Source organism: Microvirga sp. BSC39 (assembly GCF_000739015.1).
Classification (GTDB): Bacteria; Pseudomonadota; Alphaproteobacteria; order Rhizobiales; family Beijerinckiaceae; genus Microvirga.
Genome location: NZ_JPUG01000058.1, coordinates 18,437 through 43,707, shown reverse-complemented (window position 1 = coordinate 43,707; position 25,271 = coordinate 18,437). Strand labels below are relative to the sequence as shown.

The window sequence follows — 25,271 nt, the reverse complement described above, 5'->3', positions numbered from 1 at the left end:
TTAATTCAGAACAGGATTCCTCATGTCGGGATATGTGATCGGAAGGATCGGGCAGGCGGCTCTCGTGCTTTGGGCGGCGTTCACCGTGTCCTTCGTCCTGCTGCAGGCTCTGCCGGGCGATGCCATCCTCATCAAGTTCCTCAATCCCGAACTCGGCCTGGGGCCGGAGCAGATCGCCGACATCCGAACGTCCTATGGGGCGGACAGTCCGCTGGTCGTGCAGTATGTTCACACCGCATTGAACTTCCTTACTGGGAATTTCGGCTATTCTATTCATGCGGGCGTTCCTGTCGGCGACCTGATCCTCGCCAACCTGCCGCAGACCCTGTGGCTTGGGACCCTCGGCTTTTTGCTGTCGCTCGTCCTGGCGATCACGTTCGCGGCGCTCTCGGTGCTATCTCCCTTCTCATGGCTGCGGTCCTTCATCCAGTCCATTCCCGCGCTCTTCATCTCTACGCCCGTGTTCTGGCTCGGGATCCTGCTGATCCAGATCTTCTCATTTCAGCTCAGGCTCATCCCGATCATCAATCCGGGTCCCTGGCAGGCGCTGATCCTTCCCGTGTTGACTCTGGCCGTACCGATTTCGGCGCCGCTCGCCCAGATCCTGATGCGCAATATCGACCATGTACTGACGGAGCCCTTCGTGGCGGTCGCCCGCGCTAAGGGAGCCTCCCATCGCTGGGTCCTGTGGAAGCATGTGGCGAAGAACGCCGTCCTGCCGACGCTCACCATCGCGGGCATTCTGTTCGGGGAGCTTCTGGCCGGCGCGGTCGTCACGGAAGCGGTGTTCGGCCTCAACGGCCTCGGCGGGCTGACGCAGCGTTCCGTCAACGATCAGGACATCGCCGTTCTCCAGGCGATTGTCGTGTTCTCGGCGGCGGCCTTCGTTCTCATCAATCTTACGGTGGACCTGCTCTACCCCGTCTTCGATCCGCGCCTCAGAGTGAGACAAGGAGCTGCCGCATGACCGGCCTGAACACGATCGGACGCAGCTCGCTGCGCGATGATGCAGACATCCCTGCAAGCGCCTCCAAGGCGTCAACGCACACGTCATTGGTTGCGCACCGGCTGAAGCCTCTCAGAGGCATCCAGCCCGGCCTGGTGCTGTCCTGGTCCGTCATGGCCGTCGTTGTGCTCTGGGCGCTATTCCCGCAATGGTTCACGAGCTACAGCGCCACTGTCGGCGTCGCACGTCAGCAGCTCCGTGCGCCAAGCGCAGAGCATTGGCTCGGCACCGATGCGCTGGGCCGTGATCTCCTCGCCCGCATCATCTACGGAGCCGGCAACTCGCTCTCGGGAGCTCTCGTGGCCGTCGGTGTTGGCCTCGTGGTCGGCACCACCCTCGGCATCGTCGCGGGATCGGCCCGCGGCAGGATTGACGTCGCCATTATGCGCTGCGTCGACGTACTTCTGTCGATCCCGCAGCTTCTTCTGTCGCTCAGCATCGTCATTCTGCTCGGGTTCGGCATCGTAAATGCAGCCATCGCGGTTGGTATCACGTCGATCGCCAGCTTTGCGCGGCTCGCCCGCTCAGAGGTGGTCCGGGTTCGCGCCAGTGATTATGTCGAAGCCGCTTTCGGAAGCGGTGGGACGTTCAGCCGCGTGCTGCTGCGCCACATTCTGCCGAACTCCCTCACCTCCGTGATTGCCTTCGCGGCCCTACAGCTCGGCTGGGCCATCCTGACGATCTCCACCCTAGGCTTTCTCGGCTACGGCGCGCCGCCTCCCACGCCGGAATGGGGCCTGCTGATCGCTGAGGGGCGCAACTACCTCGCGCGGGCCTGGTGGCTGACGACCGTACCCGGGGTTGTCGTGATCCTCGTCGTCCTGTCGGCGAACCGCATCAGCCAATCCTTCGGGAAGGCCAGAGCATGACTACGACGATCAACATCAAGCCCGTGTCGACGGACGTCTCCAACCTGCCAGTTCTCGAGATCAGCAAGCTCACCGTCGGCTATCTCGGCAATGAAGCGCTTCAGCGAGTCGTCCATGAGGTTTCACTCGTGGTGCGTCCGGGCGAAGTCGTGGCGCTCGTGGGGGAATCCGGCTCCGGAAAGACCACCATGGCGCAGGCCGTGATCGGACTGCTGGCCGAGAACGGCAGGTTGGAGGCCGGCGCGGTGCGGCTCAATGGCGCGGACATCGCAGGCTGGTCGCAGAAGCAGCTCGACACCATCCGCGGCAGCAAGATCACCCTGATCCCGCAGGATCCGACGAGCTCGCTCAACCCAGTTAAGACCATCGGCGCCCAAGTCGCCGAAGTGCTCCAGATCCACCGTCAGGGCAGCCGCGCGGAGATCGACGAGCGGGTAATCAAGCTTCTGGCACTTGTCGGCCTCTCTCAGCCCGAGCTACGCGCCAAGCAATATCCCCACGAGCTGTCTGGCGGCATGCGCCAGCGCGTCCTCATCGCCATCGCGGTCGCCCTGCGCCCAGCACTCATCATCGCCGACGAGCCCACCAGTGCCCTCGACGTGACGGTGCAGAAGCGCATTCTCGACCTGATCGACGAGCTGCGCCGCGAATATGGCACGGCTGTGCTGCTGGTAACCCATGACCTGGGTGTCGCGGCCGACCGGGCAAACCATACCGTCGTGCTCAAAGGCGGGCGCATTCAAGAGGAGGGGCCGACTGCGGAGGTGCTAGCCTCGCCGCGCAGCGACTACACACGCAAGCTTCTGGCCGATGCGCCCTCCCTCGGCAAGACCCGTCCCGCCTCCCGGAAGAGGTCCCCACGACTTGTGGGGCGCGACGACGCCGTCGTAGTCAAGAATCTTGTGCAGGATTTCGCAGTCGGCAGGCGTGATGTGTTCCGAGCTGTCGACAACGTGTCCTTCACCGTCCGACGGGGAACAACCCATGCTATCGTTGGCGAGTCCGGCTCGGGCAAGACGACGACCGCGCGCAGCATCGTCGGCTTCCTAAAACCCACCACAGGGCGCATCCTTGTCGACGGGATCGATGTGACGAGCTTGCGCGGCGAGAACCTGCGCCGGTTCCGCAAGACAATCCAGCTTGTCTACCAGAACCCCTTCACCTCTCTCGATCCGCGTCAGACCATCTTCCAGATCATCGAGGAGCCACTTTTAAACTTCGGTTCGCTGCCACGGGAGGATCGGGCCAGGAAGGTTCAGGCCATTCTCGAGCGGGTCGGTCTTCCTCAATCGGTTCTGACCCGCAGGCCTCATGCGCTGTCGGGCGGGCAGCTGCAGCGCGTTGCCATCGCCCGCGCGCTCGTGCTCGACCCGCAGGTGCTGGTGCTGGACGAGGCCGTGTCAGCCCTCGACGTTACCGTGCAGGCCCAGATCCTGACACTTCTCGATGAGCTTCAGCGGGCCCTAGAGCTGACATACCTGTTCATCTCCCACGACCTCGCAGTGGTCCGCCAAATCTCGGACACGGTCTCGGTCCTGCACAACGGACGCCAAGTCGACATCGGTCCCGTCGAGGACGTGTTCCAACGTCCGGGCAGCGCCTACACGCGCGAACTCATCAGCGCGATTCCCGGACAGCGCAATGGCAACCAGTACTCATTCCCATAGATCAAGGGGAGCAAACCGATGACAAAATCTTCGCAGCGTAAACGGCTCGGCTTTTTCACCCGCCTGTTGGATGAGGCCAGCGCAGGCGAGCGTTATCGTCTTGCAGCAGAGCAGATCATCCACGCGGAGCGACACGGGTTCGGATCGGCTTGGGTCGCCCAGCACCATTTCCATGAGGCGGAAGGTGGTCTTCCTTCGCCTCTGGTCTTCCTGTCCCATGTGGCGGCCCGGACTTCGAGAATCCGTCTTGGCACCGGCATCATCACCTTGCCGCTCGAGAACCCGGTCCGAGTGGCGGAAGATACAGTCGTGCTCGACCTGCTGTCCGGCGGTCGTCTTGAGGTTGGCGTTGGAACAGGCGGCACACCGTCGTCCTTCACGGCGTTCGGGCTTGACAGCGCCCATCGATCCGAGATTTACGATCGAAGTCTCGCCATCGTTAGGGACGCCTGGGACGGTCGACCTCTGAACGGCGGCGAATACCTCTATCCCGTTGCGCCGGGCTTGAACGACCGCGTGTGGCAGGCGACCTTTTCCGTCGGGGGAGGCATTCGCGCCGGAAAGGCTGGCGACGGTCTCATGCTCTCGCGCACGCAGCCTCGGCCGGAGGAGGCACCGCAGGCAACTCTCGCCGACATCCAGCATCCCATCATAGACGCTTATCTCAAGGCGCTTCCGGAGGGGCGCGAGCCGCGGATCGTCGCCTCCCGTTCACTGTTCGTTGCAGACAGCAGGGACGAGGCTTTGCGTCTTGCGGAAAAGGGATTGCGCCGTGTTGTGGCCGATTTTGCAGCCAAGGGACACGTGATCTCGGGTAACACCCTAGCGGACATTCTCGCCGCCCTCGACACGCATGTCGGCACACCCGAGGACGTGATCGAATCCTTAAGCCGCGACACCACCCTGCCACGGGTGACGGACCTCGTATTCCAGGTCCACTCGGTGGATCCGCCGCACGAATACATCCTGCGGTCGATCGAGCTCATCGCCAGCGAAGTCGCTCCCGCCCTGGGCTGGCAAAACCCTGCAGAAGAGTCTCAGAAGCGCGTCGCCCTCGTGCGTTGAGCCCGCCACATCAACAATCGCAATGTGAGAAGACCATGAGCAGCATCATACCGGATGTCATCGATCATCTTGCCGGAATCCGACCGGGATCCAGCCTCGACAGGTTGCGCGATCAGCGGCCGCAAGCCCGGGAGAACGCCCAGAAGAGCTATCTGGCGCTGTTCCAGCCTGAGTTCCCCGGTGACGTCACCGCGCTCGAGCGCTACGCCGTCGCGACCTTTGTGGCCGGTCTCCATCGTCAGCCGCATCTGGTCGACTTCTACGCTGCAGATCTGCAGACGCTTGGCTCCTCGGAAATTTCTGCAGCGCTCCAGGCGGAGATCGCCAGGGGTTCCGTTGAAGGTCCCTATGGCCGCTATCCGCTGGGTCCACTCACCATCGAGAAAGTAGAGGGACCGGAGTATCGGGTTTCCGCGGAGCACAAAGATCGTCTTGGACCACGGCTCACTGCGGTGCTCGAGCATGCGCACCTGCTCGTCTTCCATCCCCGGGACGCAAGCCCGGCTGCCTTGCAGAAGCTCCTCGATGCCGGCTGGACAACCACGGACATTGTCACCCTGTCACAGCTCGTGTCCTTCCTGTCCTTCCAGATCCGCGTCGTTGCAGGTCTGCGGGCTGTCGCGGGAGCGTCCGCAGCCGCACCCATTGATGCGGAGTTTACGCAAATCCTCACGGGCGTCCTCGCGTCCGGTACCGTTTGAAAAGGAACGTATTCATGCCCAAGATTACGCTGTCGTATCCCGACAACCGCGAGCCCGCCGCCTTCACGCAGGGCGAACTGGGCTGGCTGCCCTGGCTCGAGCCATTTCTCGTCGAGGAGCTGACCGAAACGCACTGGGCCGGTCTTGTCGATGCGTCCCGGGCCAAGTCGCCTTACTTCCTTCTGCTTGCCCGTGACCCCGATGTCCTGCAGGCTCGAACGAAGACCGACAAGGACATCTTCTACAACACGAGCAGCGGCCTTCCCCGCGCCGAGCGTGAGCTCGCCGCAACGGCCACCTCACGCGCCAACGGCTGCATCTTCTGCGCGTCCGTTCACTCCCGGTTCGCCACGCAATACTCCAAGCGGAAGGACGACGTTCAGCGTCTCCTGGACGAGGGCGTCGGGACGGACATCGACAGGCGCTGGAACGCCCTCATTGCAGCCTCGGTGGCATTGACCAATACGCCGATCGCGTTCGACCACAGGCAGGTTGAGGCGCTGCGTGCGGCCGGGCTCGATGATCTGGAAATTGTTGACGTCATCAATGGCGCAGCCTTCTTTAACTGGGCGAATAGGCTGATGCTCTCTCTTGGCGAGCCGACACCACCCGCAAAGGCTCGGGCGGTCGGATAGGGAGACAACGATGAGCCGACCGCGCGTCGTCATTTTTTGCGGCAACCTTCGCCGGCCTTCACGCAGCCGCGTCCTGGCAGAGGCACTCGGTGCTGAAGTCGGACGCCGGGCACCCGTCGATCTGAGGGTCTACGATATCCTTGATGCTGGTCCGGGCTTCGGCTCGGCACTGGCACGAGCCGATCTGCCGCTGCCAGCTGCGCGCATCATCGACGAGATCGAGAGCGCAGATGCGTTGATTGTGGGCACACCAGTCTACAAGGGCGCCTATACCGGCCTATTCAAGCACCTGATCGACTTTGTCGATCCAGGGCGACTGACAGACAAGCCGGTAGCGCTCACCGCAACAGGGGGAGGGCTGCGCCACGCGCTCATGGTTGAGTATGCTCTCCGACCATTGTTCGGCTTCTTTGCAGCCCTGATAGTTCCGACGGCAGTCTATGCGTCGGAGGCCGATTTCAAGGAAAGCGGTGACGAGGGCGGGCACATCGTAACCGATGCGGGCATCCGTGCACGGCTTGATTGCGCGGCGCACGAACTCACTCGCCTCATTTCGAAGCGTGCGGGGGTTGCGGAAGCCGTCATTCAACCTGCCCGCACCGCACAATGACTGATCGCTAAAACGGTTTGTCACTCAAGTGTTGTGAGAGCTGCACGACGACCTGCCATCCATCTGCTCGACAGGAGCCTTTGTCGGGAACGTGGGACTGCGGCGACCAAGATTTTGTGTCGCTTGCCGGCATTCTGTCCTGATGAACACGGAGCATTGATGTGCCGAGCTGGCCTATCGGATATCGGCCCAATCGACGTGGGGCCCACCTTCCGGAGTTAAGCCGCCGGCAGATAGTGAGCGCGATCCCACCTGTCTGGCTCACCTCATACGACAGGCGGTTTTAGGTATCCCGTTGTCTTTGTCTCAGGTAGTCGATGAGGACGCGCAATTTGAGCGGCACATTCCTGCGGGTCGGATAGTAGAGGTAGAAGCCAGGGAACGGTGGGCAGAACTCTTCCAGAAGTGGCACAAGTTCAGCACGGGCAATATGGGAGCGGAAAGTCTCTTCCATCCCAAAGGTCAGGCCTGCTCCCGCACAAGCCAATTGTATCATCACCCTCATGTCGTTGGTCGTCACGTGAGGGTTCACGTCGACAGCGAAGTCGCGTCGGCTCTCAGTGAACTCCCATCGGTAAGGGGCGACCTGCGGGTTTGGCCGCCAGCCCATGCAGAGATGCTTTGGCAGCTCCCGAGGATGGGCTGGTGCACCATGCCGCCCGACATAGTCAGGGGAGCCTACGACCATCTGACGCTGCTTGCTTGAGACAGGCATGGCGATCATGTCCTGCTCGATCACCTCACCGAGACGCACGCCAGCATCGAAGCCCTCGGCCACGATGTCGAATTCCTCGTCAGTGACAGTGATATCGAGGCGGATGTCGGGATAAGTCTCAACGAAGGCTGCCAGCAGCGGGCCATTAAGGAATCTCTCGGCAATGGAGGAGACCGTTATGCGCAGCATGCCGCTGGGCTGCGCGCGCATCTCACCCACGGCTTCCATGGCAGTGCTGACGTCGTCGAGCGCAGGGCGAACCGCCTGATAGAGCCGCTCTCCGGCCTCCGTGAGGTGGACGCTGCGGGTCGTGCGCTGAACCAGCGCCACACCCATCCGCTCCTCAAGCCGGCGAATGGCTTGGCTGACAGCAGAGCGCGTCACCCCCAGGCGTTCGCTGGCGGCCCGGAAGCTTCGTGCTTCAGCGACGGTTACGAAGACGGTAATGCCAGCAAGATCCGTAGTCATTGGTGACAAAATCTTACCAACACATACATGATTGGCAAGTCGATTTCACAGCTCAGTCGAACTACCTTTTGTCCATGAGCTTGAGACCGCCGCGTCAAAGGTCGGGGCACAAGGTTGGCTGAAAGGAGAAATCGATGTCCGAGATGAAGGCTATTCTGATCACCGGCGCCTCCAGTGGGATCGGTGAGGCGGTGGCTCTGGAACTGTCCAAAGTCGGCCACGCAGTCATCGTAGGCGCACGCCGGACAGAACGTCTGCATGCCCTCGTCAGCCGGATAAAGGCATCTGGCGGAGTCGCGCGGGCCCACCGGCTCGACGTGACCTCGCGAGAGGACTTCGCCAGTGTCGTGTCTGCCACGCTCGAGGAGTTCGGCCGCATCGATGTAATTGTGAACAACGCGGGTGTCATGCCGCTCTCGCCCCTCAGCGCTCTCAAACTGAGTGAGTGGGACCAGATGGTTGACGTGAACATCAAGGGCGTTCTGAACGGCATTGCGGCGGTGTTGCCTGTCATGGAAGCTCGAGGCTCCGGTCACATCATCAATGTCGCGTCCATCGGTGCACATCGGGTCTCGCCAACGGCTGCGGTCTACTGCGCAACGAAATACGCGGTCTGGGCCATCTCAGACGGCCTTCGGCAAGAGACGGATCAGTTGCGGGTCACAGTGATCTCGCCTGGCGTGATCACCAGCGAGCTCGCCGAGACGATCTCGGACGAGAGCGCCCGAGCGGCCATGCGGGAGTTCCGCAGGACAGCGATCAATTCGGACGCCATCGGACGGGCGATCCGCTATGCGATCGAGCAGCCCCCGGAGGTGGACGTGAGCGAGATCATCGTTCGTCCGACTGCAAGTCCTCACTGAAGAAAGGAGCATGCGATGTCAAGGAGCAAACTCCCTCTCGTCCTTGCTGCCGCAATGGTCAGCGCACCATTGGCACTCGGACAGCCTTTGAGCAACAATCAACCCCTAGTCAAGGATACAACTGAGATGGCAACTCACCCCTACATTGGCATGTGGGTCACGAGTGACGGCCACATCCGCCAGGAGCTTCTCCCGAATGGCCGTTATGATGAGGCGCGGGGCACCCGCATGTCCGCCTATCAGGGTCGCTATGAGATCCGCGGCAACAAGATCGACTACTGGGACGATAAAGGATTCACGGCCGACGGTGAGTTCAGCGACGGCGTCCTCCATCACGACGGAATGCTGTTTTACAGAGAGGGCAAGTGAAACAGAAACCTTGATATTCGAGACAGTCGCGGTCGAGCTCCTGTGCTCCTCAACCGGGTTTCTATGCCCAGCCATGGCACTCGTCGGACGCCTGGGTTTGGACCGCTTCGGTGCAAAAGATGACGATCGGTCGACCGAGTGTGAAAAGTTGACCTGGGATCGCCCGCCGGCGGCCCTGGAGCCAAGATACACGGGCCCCAGGCACGGCCATGCTCACTGGTATGCTGGGCGTGACCCTATTCGGCCTGCTCGTCGCGTCTGTCGTCTATGTGGCAGTGGGGAGCGTGGTCGTTGCTGCATCTATGAAACGGCTGGTGAAGCAGTCTGGACCAGCGGGGCCTCAGCTCTCTCCGGCAGAATAGACTGAGCGGCGGGGAGACACTTGATCCACTTGCGGATATGACTGACTACTCTGTCTGCGGTGGTTGATGGCTGCCGGCAGATTCGGGATCATGGGGGACCGCCATGGATAGCGGCAAGGCAGCCGACATTGTCAGATGGGTCACGAAGGCCGGGCTGACAGGCATGACGGAGCTGCAGCTCCTTCACGGCTTCTGCCATCGCCTTGCAGCCGGAGGCGTGCCCGTCGCGCGCGTAAACATCGTCATCGACACGCTGCATCCGATCCATGAGGGACGCGTCTTCCGCTGGCGCCGTGATGATCAGGGTAATCTCGACCACATGGTCGAGTATGGCCGCACCAATGTCGGAGGCGAGGCCGCCGCCAGTTGGCGCAGGAGCACCTACTATCATCTTCTGATGAGCGGAGAGGATTTCCTGCGGCGGCGGATAGGGCCGGGTCATGTGGAGGACTTCTCCGTCTTGGCGGATCTGCGCGCTGAGGGGCAGACGGATTATCTTGTTCTGATCCATCGCTTTGAGGCCGAGGGCGTCATTGGAGAGATGGATTCCTTCTACTCATCCTGGACTACGGACGTCCAGTCCGGCTTTACGGACGAGCATATATCGCTTGTCCGCGAGCTGGCATCGTCTCTGATGCTCGCCCTGAAATGCGCCTCGCTTGCCCGCATCGCCAAGACACTCGTTGAAACCTACCTTGGGCGTGATGCCGGCAGCCTCGTCCTGAAAGGGAGGATCGCCCGTGGCGTCACCGACCGAATCCAAGCCGTTCTCTGGTTCAGCGACCTGCGCAGCTTCACGCATATCACCGAGACAGCCGATCCGGAGCAGATCATCCCTTTCCTGAACGACTACTCGGAAGCGATCATCTCGTCGATCTGTGAGGCCGGTGGTGATGTTCTCAAGCTAATTGGGGACGGCACTCTCGCGATCTTCAAAGAAGAGGATCCGAGCAAGGCCTGCCAGTGTGCTCTTAAGGCAGAGCACTTAATGAGGTCCCGGATCGGCGCGCTGAACCGGACCCGCAAAGCCGCGAACCTGCCGGTTGCCGATGCCTATCTGGGCCTTCACATCGGCGAGGTCTTTTACGGTAACATCGGCAGCCAGGACCGCCTCGACTTCACTGTAGTTGGCCCGGCGGTAAACGAGGTGAGTCGGATCTCTGCCCTCTGTCGCTCGGTTGAAAGGGATGTTCTAGTTTCTTCGGCTTTCTTCGCCGCGGCTGCAACGGCCGAGCGGGAATGCCTCGTTTCCGTTGGCCGTTATGCATTGAGAGGGGTGAACCGCCCGCAGGAGTTGTTCACGCTCGACCCATCTTGGATGCAGGCTGAGGAACCGTAGCAGGCGCCGATCAGTCGGGCCAACCCAAACTGCTGAGGCGGCAGACGATCACCCGAGAGTTCGCCCGTCATCTCGCCTTCCTATTCGGACGGGAGAGGCAGGTGCGCACCGACCATTTTCATCGATCTAACCAACCAGCAGGTCACCTAATAGAGACATTAGAATTGGCCTGTGTACTCAGCGATCGTTCAACTTGGTACCTTTGGCTGCGGTTCAGAACCTCCCCCTTGATACGGGCGAGTTGCGGGAAGGAGGGGGTCGCGAAGTTCCACAAGACATCTGCTTGGTTAAACTAAAGCGATCGTCCCAAGCCTGAGAATGGGCCAAGGACGATCTGCGTGTTCATGAAGGCGTCGACCTACTTCAACATGGACGTGACGTTATCCTTGGTCACACGGTCAATACCGGCATAGACGATCTCTTGGACCTTTTCGCCCTTCTTGAGCTGCAGAAGTATATCCATCGCCTTCTCGCCCATTTCATAGGGGCGCTGGCCAACGAGAGCATTCGCATAGCCATCGCGCAGCAGTTCGAGTTGCACCTTCAGGGTATCTGCGACCACGAGGGTAAACTTGCCTTGATCCATCGCACCCTTGTTCTTGTTCACGAAGCTTTTATACGCTTCGGGAACGAACATCGGCCAACCGCCCACCGGCACGATGGCAGCGAGGTCCGGATTAGCGGTCTTCAGGTCCTGCATCTGCTGCACGGCGAGTGCCAGATCATCGTTGCAGTACGTGGGCGAGCCGGACGCTTCCGTCCACTTGGAGCCTTTCAACGCATCGCGAACGCCCTCGACCCGTTCCTTGAGGTTGGCGGCGGCAGGGCCGCCGGACACCATGGCGAACTTGCCGCCTTCCGGCCGCAGCCTGAGGAGTTCCTCGCCGAGCGCGCGCCCCATCGCCCGGTTGTCGGTGCCTACATGAGCTTGGCGTGCGGAGTTGGGAGCATCCGCATCGAACGTGATGACCGGAATGCCCGCATCGCGAGCGGCCTTGATCACGCGCACTGCGGCGGCGGCATCCGACACGGAGATGGCGATGCCGTCTACTTTCTGGCTGATCAGATCCTGAATGATCTGGGCTTGGCTGGCCGGCTCATGTTCAACAGGCCCCTTATAGATGCATTCGACGTTCCCGAGCTCTTTTGCCCGCTTCATGCATCCATCACGGGAGAGATCGAAATAGGGGTTGTTCATTGCCTTCGGGACAATGGCGAACTTGTAGGTCTGCTGGGCTGCTGCGGGAGTCGTCAAAGCGGCTACAGCGACCGCGGCAAGGATCAGGCGTTTTATCATGTCGTCTTCCTCCTAGTTGATTGTAGCCCCATGGCTAGGTTCTCATAGCCGGCTTCTTTCGTCCGACTTTGTGACAATGTTTAAGATGACATTCGCAAGGTGCGCAGGCGGTCGACGAGAACTGCTAGAATGATGATCGCGCCGACGAGTACGATCTGCCAATAGGCGTTGATGCCGGCTAGAACTAGACCATTGCGGATGACCTCGATGAGAAGAGCTCCGATTACGGCTCCGGCCGGGCCGCCGATGCCGCCGTTGAGATTGGCGCCACCGATAACGGCAGCCGCGATGATCGTCAGCTCGTAGCCTGTCGCAAGATTGGCCGGAGCTGAGCCGAGCCATCCCACCATCAGGATGCCGGCAAAGCCCGCTGAGAGGGCGGACAAGACATAAACTGAAATTTTCACCCGCTCGACTGCAATGCCGGTGAGGGCTGCTGCCTTCTCGTTGCCGCCTAAGGCGAAAACATGCCGCCCAAAGGCTGTGTGATGAAGAATGATACCGATGATGATTGCAAGTACGAGGAGGTAGACGACGGCTACCGGCACACCGGCGATGTTTCCGTCGGTAATGCCGTAGAAAAGATCGACATCCCTCCCGGTCGGAGCCTGGCCCCGTCCTTCTGTAACCGCATAGGCAAGGCCACGCACGATAGAGAGCATACCCAGCGTCGTCACAAAGGGAGAGAGACCAACCCGGGCGATCAGCAGCCCGTTGGCCAAGCCAATGAGCAGGGCAACACCGAGACCAGCACCTAGCGACATCAGCATTCCGGCAATCGGAACGTTGTCGAATGCGGTGCCACTCAGGGTCTGCATGATAATGGCACAGGTGATAGCCGACAGCGCCATTGTGGAGCCCACGGACAGGTCGATGCCGCCAGTGACGATCACGAGAGTGACGCCGAGAGTCACGATGCCTACGAAAGAAAAGTTCTTTGCTACGTTGGCCAGATTGCCCGGGCTGAGAAAGGCTGAACTCAGAAAGGACATCACGATCATGATCGCGATAAGGGCCGCTGCGACATAGGCTGTCTGGCTCGCGAAGAAGCCGCGTCGCCACCAGCGGGTTCGCCCCACGTTCGAAAAATCTGTCGTCTCAGAGCCGGTTGCCGGGGAGAGTTCGCTCATCACGCCGCTTCCTTGGCGCCCGTAATCAGGGCGGTGACTTCCTCAGGGCTCGACTGGCTGATCGGCTTGTCCGCGACCTTAGTTCCTCGCCGCATGACAACCACCCGTTCACAGACCGAGAACACATCAGGCATGCGGTGCGAGATCAGGATGACAGCTATCCCCGCATCGCGCAGGCGGCGGATGAGATCGAGGACCTCAGCTACCTGACGGACTGAAATAGCCGCAGTCGGCTCGTCCATGAGAATAAGCTTGGCCTTGGCGAGCCTCGTCCGCGCAATTGCGACGGCCTGCCGCTGGCCGCCCGACATAGCGCGGACGACGTCATCGGGGCGGGTCTCGGATTTCAGTTCGCGAAAGAGGTCTGCCGTCCGCTGGTTCATTGAAGCGTGATCAAGGAACGAGAAGGGGCCGACCTTGCGCTTCAGTTCACGCCCAAGAAATACGTTGGCGGCAGCTGTCAGGTTATCGGCAAGGGCGAGATCCTGGTAGACGACTTCAATCCCGACCGAGCGGGCATCAACCGGCTTCGTGAAATGAACCTCCTGATCCTCGAACAGGATTCTGCCATGGGAAGGAGGAAAGTTACCCGCGATGATCTTTACGAGGGTCGATTTGCCAGCACCATTGTCACCCATGAGGCCGACGACCTCGCCAGGCTTGATTATGAGGTTGACGTGGGAAAGAGCCCGAATGGCGCCGAATTCCTTCCCGACGTCCTGCAGAACGAGGAGTGACAAGCTTCTTCCCTCCCTTTGACTCCAGACTTTTCGTCTGGGCGGCATCTTCGCGCCGTCGCTGATGAAAGCACGAGATCCTGTTCGATGTCATCTGCTACTTCGGTTGCGACAGACTTAGCCTAGACAACCTTGAAGTGTGGCGCTCATCTCACGTTGCCGCCTCTTACTGCAAAATCAGGTATATCGCAGGTGAACAAAACCTCAGTTCAACAAACATCCTCTCGTTCCAACTGAGGACATTCATTGTGAACTGCCAATAAACGACGCTTGTTGGTCATTCTCTACCGACCATTAACCGGAGGACTCTCAAATCAGGGGGATCCGGACGGCTACGACGCCCAACCTAAGCCGAACTTCCGCAAGTTGGCCGAGAGGTAGCCTTTACTTGGCTCCACTCCAGGTCGCATTTTGACCCGGAGCGGATTATCATCTGGTCAACTGGTTCATAGAAGTCAGTGCAATCTTCTGTGCGACCACAAATGAGATCAGAAGAAGCCCAGCATTGAAGGCATGAAGAGCTTGGAAAAGGCCAGAGCCGGTGTTCTGACCAACAGCAATTGAGGCGACTTGGCTAACATAGATCCCGACCTGAGCCAAAGCCCAGACCCGCAGACGCAGGGCATGGCTGCTGATGAGGCCTTTGAATGCAACCACTCCAATGGGAAGAGCGAGTGCGGATCCCAGGATGGTATGGACTGGCCACAGTTGGATATCATGGAAACGAGACAGGCCGGCCAGTAAAAACTGTAAGAGGATTGCACCTGGAACAAACCAGGCGAGTGATGTCACGAAGGTCGCGCGCTGCATTAGAGCCTCCCCTGGGAGTGCCTAGTACCAGAGGCATTCTGCACAGTCTGTTCGCTCTCCATCAGGCACCCCAAGCCCACCAGAGTAGCCCTGACAGCTTCATCAAGCGGCGTGAGCGGCTCGGCTCCAATTGCGTCACGCAGGCGGGCATTGGTCATTCGGACCGGTTCATCCCAGAGATACTTCACCTCACGTAATTCCCGGAACAGGGGTATGAAGGGTGAAGCGAGAGCCATCAGGCGCCAACGCAATTGCAAGACAGGCAGATCAGACCTGCCGACAGCCCGCTTGATCGCTTCGATCATCTGCCGACCGCCATGATCCCAGTGGCCCTCCGTATGGAAGGTAGCAAAGTTCTCTAGGCTGGCACGCTCGACAAGGCGAACCATGGACTCGGCGACGTCCGGCAGGTAGGCCCACTGGTGGCCAACGCCTGGCCTGCCGGGGTAGGTGACTGCCGTGACAGAACGGCCCGGCTTCACGAGACTTTGCGAGAACCAGTTGTTGCCAGCGCGCGGGCCGAAGTAGTTGCCGGCACGAATGATCAGCGCCTTTGCACCTTGTATCGACGCGCGCCGCAGGCGCACCTCCATCTCGACCCGGATGCGACCCTTGCGGCTGACGGGTTGCTGGACCGAGTTCTCATCCGGAAGCGGGAAGGCGAATGGGCCGTAGTTGTAGATGGTGCCTGGAAGGAGGATGCAAGATCCGTTCTGGCGTGCTGCGGCTATGGAGTTGTCCAGCATCGGCAGTACGACCTTGCCCCAGTTCCGATAGCTTGGCGGGTTGACTGCATGCACGATGAGGGCGCAGCCTTCAGCCGCGGCGGCAACGGAGGCCGCGCTCGCGCTGAAGCCCTATGCGGAGACATTGGCCTCCACTTCCGCAGCGCTGCTGCGGGCGGCGTCCGGCCATGGCACCGCTGTTAGGGGAACAGTACAGATCAGTGCCAGCGAGGTGGTTGGCGTCGAAGTTCTACCAGGATCCTGACAGATCTTCGAAGGCGGCATCCTGAACTCGTGATAGAGTTGGCGCTGTCGAACAGCCTCGATGATCTGCTTCGGCGTGAGGCCGATGTTGCGGTCCGAATGGTCGAGCCTATGCATGAGGCTCTTGTGGCGCGGTCTGTAGGATCGATCACGCTTGGGCTTCACGCGCACAGGGGCTACCTGGATCAGCGCGGTGCTCCCTCCGCCCTCAAGGGCCTGAGCCGGCATGACCTCATCAGGTTTGACCGCGAGACACCGGCGATCCGCAAAATGCTCAATCGGGTCAGCGGCTTTGATCCCATTCACTTTGCATTCAAGGCTGACAGCGACTTGGCGCAGCTTGCTGCCATTCGAGCGGGGTTTGGCATCGGTGTGTGCCAGGTTCCGATAGCCGCTCGGAACCCTGATCTCGTTCGGGTTCTGGCGGAGGAGTTCAGGCTTGACCTGCAAACTTTGGTCGTGATGCATGAGGTTCTCAGGTCCAACCCCCCGCTGCCGCGTTACTTTCGATGCCTTGGTTGGCGGCCTTGATACATACGCAAGATCCGCCCAGTCTCTCCCTCGGTGAGGTTGTTGCATCAATTAGTGCCAGTCATAGAAACCGGCAGATAGGTCCGGGTTTCGGGCCATTGCCTTATCCCGGTCTGTCATCCTGAGGTCGGCTGGGCCGACGAAACGCTATACCAGTAGGGGCGGCTTCTTGTACTTCCAGAACCTAGGCCGAACTCCGGTCCGGTCGAGAACATCAGACATTCCTAGTGGTGAGCAGTGTTCAATCAATGACCCAGATACGGCCTTTCATACAGAGCGCTCAGGCCCGGAACTCTACCTCGGACCGGAGAACTATTGCTGAAATGCCTGTATTTCTTCCTCTTACGGTAAACATAGGCCGACAAAGCAAGCTCTGAATGGGCGTGATAAGGGATTTCTCGTGGGCTGTAACAATGCGAGAAGTCGCAGCGCACACCGCTGATCCGTGAACTGACAGCGTTACCCATCATGAAGATTTTCAATTGCCATCCTGTCTTGGATACCGTGCGTCTGAGGGGTGCAGAAGGTAAGGCTGTGTGCGCCAGAGCACATTGGTGCCGCTACGGCAGGCTCTAACCGTACCTTTGCGTATCAGTCGATATAAAAACAGCTGGACCGCCTCTTCCAATCCGTACCGATCAGTATTATACCAACTGGTACGGATTCGGCACACTTTAGATGCCGGCTAATCTGCGAATGAGCGGCCTCACCATGTCAAATACGTCCAAGACCCGGCTCCTAACTGCCCTCGGTACCGTAAGCGTGATTCTGGGCGGGATCTCTCTCTGGTCTATGCTCGGCAGCACGGCCACCCAAGGCAGTGATACGGGGCCGGCGCCGTCTGCTATGCCAGCAACAGTCGCCGCCGTTGACAGTCGCCACGTTTCGCTGTGGGAGGAGTACTCGGGCCGCCTAGAGGCGATCGAGCGGGTAGATCTCCGGCCAAGGGTTCCCGGCGCTATCGAGGCGATCCATTTTCGCGAGGGATCACTGGTCCGAAAGGGCGACCTACTCTTCACGATTGATGCTGCGCCATACATTGCAGAGGTCGAGAAAGCTGACGCTCAGGCCCGCGCAGCCGAGACAAATCTTGCCTTTGCCCGCAGTGAGCTGGAGCGTGGCCTGCGGATGACCGCCAACCAGACCATCGCACAACGCGAACTCGACACACGGATGAACAACGTTCGCGAGGCCGAGGCTAACGTCAGTGCCGCACAAGCAGTCGCCAAGGCCGCGCGCCTCAACATGTCCTACACCGAGGTGCGTGCGCCGATCGACGGACGCGTGGGGAGGATCGAGGTGACCGCAGGCAATCTCGTCAATGGCGGATCCAGCGCGCCGGTCCTGACCACGATCGTCTCGACCAACCCAATCTATGTAAGCTTCGATGCGGATGAACGCGCGGTGCAGCGGGTGCTCGAGACTCTGCCGGCTAAGGGTGATCGGCGGGACCATCTCGCCCGCGTTCCCGTCGAGATGCGCTCAGGACCGGACACCAAGGTCGAGCGCGGCAAGCTTCAACTCATCGACCACACCGTCAATGGCGCCAGCGGCACGGTCCGCGTGCGTGCGGTGTTCGACAACAGCAACGACCGGTTGATGCCGGGCCAGTTCGCGCGCCTCCGGCTCGGCCAAGCCAAGACGACGCCCGCGCTGGTCGTGCCCGAGCGGGCCATTGGGGTCGATCAGGATAAGAAATACGTTCTCGTCGTCGATCCGGCTCAAAAGGCAAATTACCGCGAAATCAAGCTCGGGGCAGCCGTGGATGGAGGGCGTATTGTCACCAGTGGCCTCAACCCTGGCGAACGGATCATCATCGGCGGTCTTCAGAAGGTCCGCCCGGGCGCCCTGATCGCTCCGCAAAGCGAAGGGCACGAAACATCTGCCGCGCTCGAAACGCGGAGTTCTTCCGCTTCCGCGTCGAACTGATCGCATTCCAAAGGCTTGAAGGCCACTGCCATGAACATCTCCCGCTTTTTCATCGACCGTCCAGTCTTTGCCGGGGTTCTGTCCGTGCTCATCTTCGTGGTCGGATTGCTTGCCCTGCGCGTTCTGCCAATCTCGGAATATCCTGAAGTCGTGCCGCCCCAGGTAGTCGTTCGCGCGCAGTATCCGGGTGCGAATCCCAAGGTCATCTCCGAGACCGTGGCTGCTCCGATCGAGGAGGCCGTCAACGGAGTCGAGGACATGCTCTACATGAGCAGCCAAGCGACGACCGACGGCGTACTGACGCTCACTGTGACCTTCGCCCTCGGTACTGATCCGGACAAGGCGCAGCAACTCGTGCAGAACCGAGTCTCGCAAGCCGAACCCCGGTTGCCCGAGGAAGTGCGTCGTCTGGGCGTTACCACCGTCAAGAGCTCGCCGGACCTGATGATGGTGGTTCACCTGCTCTCGCCCGACAGCCGCTACGACGTTACTTATCTGCGAAACTACGCGGCGCTCAATGTCAAGGATCGTCTTGCTCGGATCCAGGGCGTGGGTCAGGTCCAGTTGTTCGGATCGGGTGATTATTCAATGCGCGTCTGGTTGGACCCTCAGAAGATCGCCGAGCACGGTCTCTCTGCGGACGACGTCGTCAACGAGATCCGCGCACAGAACGTGCAGGCGGCCGCCGGCGTGGTCGGCGCTTCGCCCGGCCTGCCGGGGGTCGATCTTCAGCTGTCGATCAATGCCCAGGGGCGTCTTCATGATGAGGAACAGTTCGGCGACATCATCGTCAAAACTGGGGGCGACGGGCAGATTACACGCCTGCGCGACATAGCCCGCATCGAACTCGGCGCGGCCGACTACGCCTTGAGGTCTCTCCTGAACAACAAGCCGGCCGTCGCCATTCCGGTCCTCCAGGCGCCGGGGTCGAACGCTATTGAGATCGCCGACAAGGTTCGCGCCGAGATGGCGGACATCAAGGCCAACATGCCGGACGGCATTGACTTCCAGATCGTCTACGACACGACCCAGTTCGTGCGCGCCTCAATCAACGCAGTGGTCCATACGCTGATCGAAGCTGTGCTCCTGGTGGTACTCGTGGTGATCCTGTTCCTGCAAACCTGGCGGGCGTCCATCATTCCTCTTGCTGCTGTTCCGGTTTCGATCGTCGGCACATTCGCGGTCCTGCAGGTCCTTGGCTTTTCCATCAACGCCCTCAGCTTGTTCGGGCTCGTTCTCGCCATCGGCATCGTGGTCGACGATGCCATCGTGGTGGTCGAGAACGTGGAGCGGAACATCGAGAAGGGGCTGAGCCCCCGTCAGGCGACCTACCGTGCTATGCAGGAAGTCTCCGGACCGATCATCGCCATCGCACTGGTGCTGGTGGCAGTGTTCATCCCGCTTGCGTTCATCAGCGGCTTGACAGGGCAGTTCTACAAGCAGTTTGCCGTCACCATTGCCATCTCAACGGTGATCTCGGCGATCAATTCGCTGACCCTGTCACCTGCCTTAGCGGCCCTTCTCCTTCGCGATCATCATGCGCCGAAGGACCGGCTCACCCGGATCATGGACACGCTGTTCGGCTGGCTATTCCGCCGCTTCAACAGGATCTTCCATCGGGGAACGGGTGCTTATGGCACTGGTGTGAGGCGGGCGATCGCGACGAAGGCTTTGATGCTGTTCGTGTATGTGGCTCTGCTGGGCGCGACGGGCTTTCTGTTCAAGCTGGTGCCGAGCGGCTTCGTCCCAGGGCAGGACAAGCAGTATCTAGTCGGCTTTGCCCAACTGCCGGATGCTGCGACTCTCGACCGGACGGAGAGCGTCATCCGGCAGATGACCGACATCGCCCTGAAACAGCCGGGCGTGGAGCACGCGGTCGCGTTCCCTGGCCTGTCGATCAACGGCTTCACCAACAGCTCGAATGCTGGCATTGTGTTCCTGACCCTTGCGCCATTTGAGGACCGTCGGGATCCAAATCTCAGCGCCGGGGCGATTGCAGGTCAACTGAACCAGAAGTTCGCCTCTATTACAGAGTCCGTGACTGCCATCTTTCCTCCTCCGCCGGTGCAGGGGCTGGGTACGATCGGCGGCTTCAAGCTTCAGATCGAGGATACAGCCGGCCTCGGCTATGAAGCGCTCGATCGTGCCACGAAAGACTTCTTGGCCAAGGCCGCAACGGCGCCAGAGCTTGCTGGATTGTTCTCGGGGTATTCGATTAACGTCCCTCAGCTCTACGCTGATATCGATAGGGCCAAGGCGCGCCAGCTCGGGGTTGCAGTTTCGGATGTGTTCAGTACCCTCCAGATCTATCTGGGCTCAGTCTACGTGAACGACTTCAACAAATTCGGGCGGACTTACTCGGTGCGAGTGCAGGCAGATGCTTCCTTCCGGGCCCGCGCTGAGGATATTGGCTTCCTGAAGGTGCGTTCCAGTTCGGGTGAGATGGTCCCGCTGAAGGCTCTGTTGAACATCCAGTCGAGCGTAGGGCCGGAGCGCGCGATGCGATACAACGGCTTCCTCTCAGCCGACGTTAACGGACAGGCGGCCCCGGGATACTCATCAGGGCAGGCGCAAGCAGCAGTCGAGAGGATTGCGGCCGAGACCTTGCCGAAAGGATTCAGGGCCGAGTGGACCGAGCTGACATATCAAGAAATTCTGGCAGGAAATTCCGGCATTCTGGTCTTTCCGATTGCCATTCTGCTCGTCTTCCTCGTCCTGGCGGCGCAGTACGAGAGCTTGACGCTGCCGGTGTCGATCATCCTGATCGTGCCGCTAGCGCTGTTTGCGGCTCTGGCCGGCGTATGGCTGACCGGGGGCGATAACAACGTGTTCACTCAGATCGGGCTCATCGTCCTGGTCGGCCTCTCTGCGAAGAACGCGATCCTGATCGTGGAGTTCGCCCGTGAACTTGAGTTCGATGGTCGTACTCCCGTTGAGGCGGCGATCGAGGCGAGCCGTCTGCGTCTGCGACCGATCCTCATGACATCGCTTGCCTTCATCATGGGCGTCGTGCCGCTGGTGGTATCGACGGGGGCGGGGGCCGAAATGCGGGCTGCCATGGGTGTGGCCGTGTTCTCGGGCATGATCGGCGTGACGGCCTTCGGTCTGTTCTTCACACCGGTCTTCTATGTTCTCGTCCGTCGATTGGCGGGGAATCGCCGCCTTCAGCATCAACCTGATCAGGCGGTCTCGGATGCGGTCACTAAGCTGCATCCAGTGAAGGAATTGGTGAGCTAAATGAATGCGAGGGTGCTGCCTCAGGCAGCCCTCTCGATCACTCTAGCCAAAAAACTGGGGCGCTTTCCATGGTGCCGTTTTGGAAAAGTCTCCGACTGGTTGCCGCTTTCGCACTATCTTTTGCCAATGGTCTTCGTTCGGAAGATGTGAGGGCGGAGGAAGTTTAGCAGGTCACGAACGAGGTAGTTCTGATCAACGTGCGGGTCTCGCCTGCTGAGCGAGAAAATCCGGCGCAGGTTATGTTCCAGCTGGAAAATCGGAGCACTGAACGAATTCCGTTTGGAAGGATGACAGTTGCTGAAGCCGATCGTTCTCGGATCGGTGCATCGCTCGGTCATGGGACGACCACGAACTGAGACAAAATTCCTGCGGCACCAGGTGAGATCCTCAGAATGGATGGAAAGGCGCTCTGGATCGAAGTCGATGGGCTGACCCGGAGCCCTCCACCGGATGGAACGATCGAGGCAACCTTGATTCTTGGGGCTACCCTCATTCCGATCAGCTCAACGGTCGAAGGGGTTAAGCAACCTTCGAACTTAGGAATGGGGAACGATCCAGATTTCAGCGCGGCACAGTTGGCCAGCTCCGCAATGCGACATCAACTACCCGTTGGAGTTCCTCGCGCGAAGCGCCCGATGCTGCCTTGACCGCCATCCCGAGGCCGATCGACACGACATAGCGGGCCCAATCGGCAGGATCTTCATCGTTGGGGAAATCGCCGTCGGCACGGGCCGTCTCCAAACGATCGCGCAGGTTGTTCTCGTTGACTATTCGACGGGCGATGAGCTCTTCGCGGATGGGCTCGCTCGCCGCGCTGCAGGCCACAGCGCCATTCACCCCAAGACAGCCAGGAGGGCTCATGGGATCGGTCAGGACATTGATATAGCCGCGCAGGAGCCGCTCGACCGCTTCACGTGCCGTCGGCGCCTGAAGAGCTGCGTCCGCGAAGCACAGGTGCTGGCGCTCATAGAGATCGAGCGTCCGCCGGAAGAGATCTTCCTTGTTCCCGAACGCCGCATAGAGGCTAGGGCGTGTGATGCCCATAGCCTCCGTCAGGTCGGAAATGGAGGTGCCCTCGTAGCCTCGACGTCGGAAGACCTGAAGCGCTACTTTCAACGCCTCGTCTGGATCAAATTCGCGATGGCGACCCATGGTTCTCCACATCCTTCTGCCGTTACGACTGATAGATCAGGCAGCGCGGCAGGATATCGTACTAATCGGTATGATAACAGGTTCTAGCGATATTTCAAGTTTTTGTCCGAATGCAATTCGATGACTCTTTCAGGTGCAGCAGCAGAATGTCAGGCTGATGTCAGCACGATTTAAATGGGAGAACTGGACAATATCGAGACTTAGGCTGCATCTCTCCTCCTGAGAGGCTGAAGGAATGAGATTAGCTTGAGAGTGCTGCGCCTCCTGGCACTTCTCGGAAGTAGGCCGAGGGTCTGCTCAAGCAAGGAATAGAGGACGTTCCCGGAGGGCTAGGGATCCTCACTGCGTGACCTATACCAGCCTCATTGTCGCGAAGGTGGACAGCGCTCCGATCCCAGGCCTGTGCCAGAGCGACCACGGCCAAATCAGCGATCCATCAAGCTGATAAGTGTGGCTCCGATTCAGAACCTGTTCGACAAAACAGGCGAGCGCCGGGAGGGGAGAATCCGCGCAGATCACGACAAAACGTTAGCCGTACAACGGAAGGACCGTCCTAGACCTAGGATTGGCCAAGGACGGCTGAGTGTTCATGAAGGCACTAGCATGTGCCGACCCGCCGCGCTAACAGAGGCGACGATCCGCTGATCCCTAGTCCTTCCTGGCCCAGTAGAACAGGAGCTGGTTGTCAGCTCGCTGGACGAGCTTGACCTTCTTCGACACGCCCCAGGCGAGGGCCTGCTGGTGCAACGGGATATGGCCGTAGTCTTTAGTGGCGATTTCAAACGCCTTCTTGATCAGTTGATTGCGCTTCTCCGGATCGGTTTCGACCAGGATCTGGTCGGTCACTGCATCAAGATCCTTGTTGCAGTAGCCGCCGTAATTGGTTTCGCCCCGGCTGGATCCGGGAACGTCGCGGCAGCCCATGACGTCATAGAGAACATTGTGGCTGTCGAAGGTGCCGGGGGTCCAGCCGAGCAGCGAAACCGAGGTGGTGTAGCCTCCCGACTTGCCGGCCTTGCCAAAGTAGAGGGCCTTCGGCTGGGCCGTCAGATTCACCTTCACGCCGGCCCGGGCCAGCATGCCGACGACGGCCTGACAGATCGCTTCGTCATTGACGTAGCGGTCGTTAGGGCAGTCCATGCCGACCTCGAAGCCGTTCGGGTAGCCGGCATCGGCCAGCAGCTTCTTGGCACCCTCAAGGTCGTATTTAGGACGCTCAAAGTCCTTCGAATGGACGAAGAGCTCCGGGGCAATCATCAGTGCCGAAGGGGTCGACAGTCCCCGCATGACGCGGTCGCGGATCAGATTGATGTCGATTGCCTTGAAGAAGGCCTCCCGAACCCGCACATCCTTGAACGGATTCTTGCCTTTCACGTTCGAGAACAGAAGCTCGTCGCGGGCCGAGTCCATGTTGAGAAAAATCGTCCGGAGTTCGGGCCCTGTGAGCACCTGGGCATTCGGAGAAGAATTGACGCGCGCGATATCCTGCACTGGGACCGGTTCGATGACATCAACCTCGCCCGACAGGAGCGCTGCGACGCGAGTGGCGTCACTTGCGATGGGCGTAAAGACGATCTCATCGAGGTTGTGCTCCGGCTTGTCCCACCAGGCCGGATTCGGCTTGAAGACCGTCTTCACGCCAGCCTGATGGCTTTCAATCCTGAACGGACCCGTGCCGTTGGCGTTCAGCGCCGCAAAGCTCGGCGTGGTGGCAGCCGCCGGCGTCGGAGCGGTGGCGTTGTTCGCCTCCGCCCATTCCTTATCCATGATGTACCAGGTGTCCCACTGGGAGTTCAGGATCGGGTTCGGAGTCTTGAGCTTCACGTCAACCGTGTGGTCGTCGACCTTCACAAGCTCGGCAGTAGTCGGCACGCGTGTCGTAAAGTTTGAGCCCTGCGCCCGCACCCGGGTGGCCGAGAAGATCACGTCGTCCGCAGTGAAGTCGTTGCCATTGTGGAACTTGACACCCTTGCGCAGGAAGAAGCGCCAGGTCAGGCCGTCGTCGCTGATCTCCCAGCGCTCGGCGAGACTCGGCTGAACCGCGAGGTCCTTCCCGCGCCGCGTCAAACCCTCATACACATGCCCGAGGTGGGCGTTGGTGGTGGTCTCGTTGAGCGTATAGGGGTCCAGGGATTTCAGATCGCCTTGGTTGGCGTAGCGCAGCGAAGCGGCGAAGGCGGGCGTAGATAGGACTGTAAGGATGATCGAGGCGGGGATGAGGACGCTGTTTTGAATCATGAGGCTGTTCTCCACTGGCGGCTCCGCCTGAGGCGACGGCGGCGCTCTCTTTTGATCCGGCCCGGAGCCGGAAACTTCAGCGTGGCAGGAATCCCGAGGAGCGTCCAGCAGGAGAGGGGAGCCCTGAGCCCGGTAGCAGCAGGATCTGCCTCCAAGTATCCGCAAGCGCCGGTAGCAGGGTCAGGACCGAGAATGGGCTCAACCCCGCTTCCCAAAGTGTCAAAACGGAGAAACGCCCGCTGGTAGCGGCAAGGGGTGGGTATTAGTATCCGCCGCGCAGAGCCGCCAGCAATTCAAAGCATCGAAAAGCGCTTGCACGCGGGAGTAATGAGTAGGATCGAGAACAGAATAGAGCACGCAACAGTTTTCACACCCTGAAGATCTTAGATTGGCACTATCCATACCAGTATCGATCTCGAGTTGGTCAATGATGCCTTGGACGGTTGATCTACTGGCGGATGATCGTCACGGATGGACGGGCCGACCGAGCCTACATGGATCGCTTGGCGGTCTTCATCGGAGCCGCCATTCGGGCAGCTTGAGCAGCGGTGA

At 60.1% G+C, this 25,271-nt stretch carries 21 protein-coding genes; 13 read left to right on the top strand and 8 right to left on the bottom strand.

Annotated features, from left to right (window positions below; translation table 11 throughout):
- Window positions 1–22 precede the first annotated feature (22 nt).
- From MA07_RS09475 to MA07_RS09445, 7 genes are read left to right on the top strand one after another with little or no spacing between them, the layout of a single operon-like run.
- On the top strand, window positions 23–967 hold the full coding sequence (locus tag MA07_RS09475) for an ABC transporter permease (RefSeq protein ID WP_036349861.1): 945 nt from the start codon (window positions 23–25) through the stop codon (window positions 965–967).
- Window positions 964–1,875, top strand: coding sequence for an ABC transporter permease (locus MA07_RS09470; RefSeq protein ID WP_036349856.1), 912 nt, complete (start codon window positions 964–966; stop codon window positions 1,873–1,875). The genes MA07_RS09475 and MA07_RS09470 overlap by 4 nt, the downstream gene beginning before the upstream one ends.
- Window positions 1,872–3,542: an ABC transporter ATP-binding protein gene (locus MA07_RS09465; protein ID WP_036349854.1), complete on the top strand. Its 1,671-nt coding sequence runs from the start codon at window positions 1,872–1,874 to the stop codon at window positions 3,540–3,542. The genes MA07_RS09470 and MA07_RS09465 overlap by 4 nt, the downstream gene beginning before the upstream one ends.
- 18 nt (window positions 3,543–3,560) lie before the next feature.
- Complete coding sequence (locus MA07_RS09460) at window positions 3,561–4,607, top strand: putative FMN-dependent luciferase-like monooxygenase (RefSeq protein WP_036349850.1); 1,047 nt, start codon at window positions 3,561–3,563, stop codon at window positions 4,605–4,607.
- Between the two features lie 35 nt (window positions 4,608–4,642).
- A complete protein-coding gene (locus MA07_RS09455; protein WP_036349847.1) occupies window positions 4,643–5,308 on the top strand; it encodes a CMD domain protein in 666 nt (221 codons plus the stop codon).
- Between the two features lie 14 nt (window positions 5,309–5,322).
- Complete coding sequence (locus tag MA07_RS09450; protein WP_036349844.1) at window positions 5,323–5,943, top strand: alkylhydroperoxidase domain protein; 621 nt, start codon at window positions 5,323–5,325, stop codon at window positions 5,941–5,943.
- A gap of 10 nt (window positions 5,944–5,953) precedes the next feature.
- Complete coding sequence (locus tag MA07_RS09445) at window positions 5,954–6,553, top strand: NAD(P)H-dependent oxidoreductase (protein WP_036349841.1); 600 nt, start codon at window positions 5,954–5,956, stop codon at window positions 6,551–6,553.
- Between the two features lie 283 nt (window positions 6,554–6,836).
- Here MA07_RS09445 and MA07_RS09440 read toward each other — a convergent pair whose 3' ends face one another.
- Window positions 6,837–7,736 carry a LysR family transcriptional regulator gene (locus MA07_RS09440; RefSeq protein ID WP_036349837.1) on the bottom strand — a complete coding sequence of 300 codons (900 nt, stop codon included), beginning with the start codon at window positions 7,734–7,736 and terminating at the stop codon, window positions 6,837–6,839.
- A 134-nt stretch (window positions 7,737–7,870) separates the two neighbouring features.
- On the opposite strand from MA07_RS09440, the gene MA07_RS09435 reads away from it, so the two are divergent.
- The 3 genes from MA07_RS09435 to MA07_RS09425 all read left to right on the top strand — a co-directional run bounded on the left by MA07_RS09435 (window position 7,871) and on the right by MA07_RS09425 (window position 10,669).
- Window positions 7,871–8,599, top strand: coding sequence for an SDR family oxidoreductase (locus tag MA07_RS09435; protein WP_036349832.1), 729 nt, complete (start codon window positions 7,871–7,873; stop codon window positions 8,597–8,599).
- A 54-nt stretch (window positions 8,600–8,653) separates the two neighbouring features.
- Window positions 8,654–8,968, top strand: a complete 315-nt coding sequence (locus MA07_RS09430; protein WP_244445211.1) for an Atu4866 domain-containing protein — start codon at window positions 8,654–8,656, stop codon at window positions 8,966–8,968.
- Window positions 8,969–9,433: 465 nt separating this feature from the next.
- A complete protein-coding gene (locus MA07_RS09425) occupies window positions 9,434–10,669 on the top strand; it encodes an adenylate/guanylate cyclase domain-containing protein (RefSeq protein WP_036349826.1) in 1,236 nt (411 codons plus the stop codon).
- Window positions 10,670–11,027: 358 nt separating this feature from the next.
- Here MA07_RS09425 and MA07_RS09420 read toward each other — a convergent pair whose 3' ends face one another.
- From MA07_RS09420 to MA07_RS09400, 5 genes are all read right to left on the bottom strand, one after another.
- Window positions 11,028–11,963, bottom strand: a complete 936-nt coding sequence (locus MA07_RS09420) for a sugar-binding protein (RefSeq protein WP_036349934.1) — start codon at window positions 11,961–11,963, stop codon at window positions 11,028–11,030.
- Window positions 11,964–12,046: 83 nt separating this feature from the next.
- Complete coding sequence (locus MA07_RS09415; protein ID WP_036349823.1) at window positions 12,047–13,096, bottom strand: ABC transporter permease; 1,050 nt, start codon at window positions 13,094–13,096, stop codon at window positions 12,047–12,049.
- The gene (locus MA07_RS09410) at window positions 13,096–13,881 is read right to left on the bottom strand and encodes an ATP-binding cassette domain-containing protein (RefSeq protein ID WP_052002998.1); all 786 of its coding nucleotides are present in this window, start codon (window positions 13,879–13,881) and stop codon (window positions 13,096–13,098) included. The genes MA07_RS09415 and MA07_RS09410 overlap by 1 nt, the downstream gene beginning before the upstream one ends.
- 381 nt (window positions 13,882–14,262) lie before the next feature.
- Window positions 14,263–14,643, bottom strand: coding sequence for a DUF6220 domain-containing protein (locus MA07_RS09405; protein WP_036349817.1), 381 nt, complete (start codon window positions 14,641–14,643; stop codon window positions 14,263–14,265).
- Window positions 14,643–15,443: a hypothetical protein gene (locus MA07_RS09400; protein WP_152568799.1), complete on the bottom strand. Its 801-nt coding sequence runs from the start codon at window positions 15,441–15,443 to the stop codon at window positions 14,643–14,645. Before MA07_RS09400 ends, MA07_RS09405 begins: the two co-directional genes overlap by 1 nt.
- Window positions 15,444–15,662: 219 nt before the next feature.
- Between MA07_RS09400 and MA07_RS28795 the strand changes: the two genes are divergently transcribed.
- The 3 genes from MA07_RS28795 to MA07_RS09390 all read left to right on the top strand — a co-directional run bounded on the left by MA07_RS28795 (window position 15,663) and on the right by MA07_RS09390 (window position 21,329).
- Window positions 15,663–16,163 (top strand): LysR substrate-binding domain-containing protein, encoded by a 501-nt coding sequence (locus tag MA07_RS28795; RefSeq protein WP_244445206.1) that lies wholly within the window; start codon window positions 15,663–15,665, stop codon window positions 16,161–16,163.
- 846 nt (window positions 16,164–17,009) lie between these two features.
- On the top strand, window positions 17,010–18,092 hold the full coding sequence (locus tag MA07_RS09395) for an efflux RND transporter periplasmic adaptor subunit (protein ID WP_244445205.1): 1,083 nt from the start codon (window positions 17,010–17,012) through the stop codon (window positions 18,090–18,092).
- A 30-nt stretch (window positions 18,093–18,122) separates the two neighbouring features.
- Window positions 18,123–21,329 (top strand): efflux RND transporter permease subunit, encoded by a 3,207-nt coding sequence (locus MA07_RS09390; RefSeq protein WP_052002995.1) that lies wholly within the window; start codon window positions 18,123–18,125, stop codon window positions 21,327–21,329.
- 561 nt (window positions 21,330–21,890) lie between these two features.
- Here MA07_RS09390 and MA07_RS09385 read toward each other — a convergent pair.
- Window positions 21,891–22,481, bottom strand: a complete 591-nt coding sequence (locus MA07_RS09385) for a TetR/AcrR family transcriptional regulator (protein ID WP_036349810.1) — start codon at window positions 22,479–22,481, stop codon at window positions 21,891–21,893.
- A gap of 648 nt (window positions 22,482–23,129) precedes the next feature.
- Complete coding sequence (locus tag MA07_RS09380) at window positions 23,130–24,719, bottom strand: ABC transporter substrate-binding protein (RefSeq protein ID WP_036349807.1); 1,590 nt, start codon at window positions 24,717–24,719, stop codon at window positions 23,130–23,132.
- Window positions 24,720–25,271: the final 552 nt, after the last annotated feature.

Bases quoted from the DNA above. Each gene is read 5' to 3' on its own strand.
- MA07_RS09475 (WP_036349861.1), top strand. From the start codon at position 23: ATGTCGGGATATGTGATCGGAAGGATCGGGCAGGCGGCTCTCGTGCTT.
- MA07_RS09470 (WP_036349856.1), top strand. From the start codon at position 964: ATGACCGGCCTGAACACGATCGGACGCAGCTCGCTGCGCGATGATGCA.
- MA07_RS09465 (WP_036349854.1), top strand. From the start codon at position 1,872: ATGACTACGACGATCAACATCAAGCCCGTGTCGACGGACGTCTCCAAC.
- MA07_RS09460 (WP_036349850.1), top strand. From the start codon at position 3,561: ATGACAAAATCTTCGCAGCGTAAACGGCTCGGCTTTTTCACCCGCCTG.
- MA07_RS09455 (WP_036349847.1), top strand. From the start codon at position 4,643: ATGAGCAGCATCATACCGGATGTCATCGATCATCTTGCCGGAATCCGA.
- MA07_RS09450 (WP_036349844.1), top strand. From the start codon at position 5,323: ATGCCCAAGATTACGCTGTCGTATCCCGACAACCGCGAGCCCGCCGCC.
- MA07_RS09445 (WP_036349841.1), top strand. From the start codon at position 5,954: ATGAGCCGACCGCGCGTCGTCATTTTTTGCGGCAACCTTCGCCGGCCT.
- MA07_RS09440 (WP_036349837.1), bottom strand. From the start codon at position 7,736: ATGACTACGGATCTTGCTGGCATTACCGTCTTCGTAACCGTCGCTGAA.
- MA07_RS09435 (WP_036349832.1), top strand. From the start codon at position 7,871: ATGTCCGAGATGAAGGCTATTCTGATCACCGGCGCCTCCAGTGGGATC.
- MA07_RS09430 (WP_244445211.1), top strand. From the start codon at position 8,654: ATGGTCAGCGCACCATTGGCACTCGGACAGCCTTTGAGCAACAATCAA.
- MA07_RS09425 (WP_036349826.1), top strand. From the start codon at position 9,434: ATGGATAGCGGCAAGGCAGCCGACATTGTCAGATGGGTCACGAAGGCC.
- MA07_RS09415 (WP_036349823.1), bottom strand. From the start codon at position 13,096: ATGAGCGAACTCTCCCCGGCAACCGGCTCTGAGACGACAGATTTTTCG.
- MA07_RS09410 (WP_052002998.1), bottom strand. From the start codon at position 13,881: ATGCCGCCCAGACGAAAAGTCTGGAGTCAAAGGGAGGGAAGAAGCTTG.
- MA07_RS09405 (WP_036349817.1), bottom strand. From the start codon at position 14,643: ATGCAGCGCGCGACCTTCGTGACATCACTCGCCTGGTTTGTTCCAGGT.
- MA07_RS09395 (WP_244445205.1), top strand. From the start codon at position 17,010: ATGCCAGCAACAGTCGCCGCCGTTGACAGTCGCCACGTTTCGCTGTGG.
- MA07_RS09390 (WP_052002995.1), top strand. From the start codon at position 18,123: ATGAACATCTCCCGCTTTTTCATCGACCGTCCAGTCTTTGCCGGGGTT.
- MA07_RS09385 (WP_036349810.1), bottom strand. From the start codon at position 22,481: ATGGGTCGCCATCGCGAATTTGATCCAGACGAGGCGTTGAAAGTAGCG.
- MA07_RS09380 (WP_036349807.1), bottom strand. From the start codon at position 24,719: ATGATTCAAAACAGCGTCCTCATCCCCGCCTCGATCATCCTTACAGTC.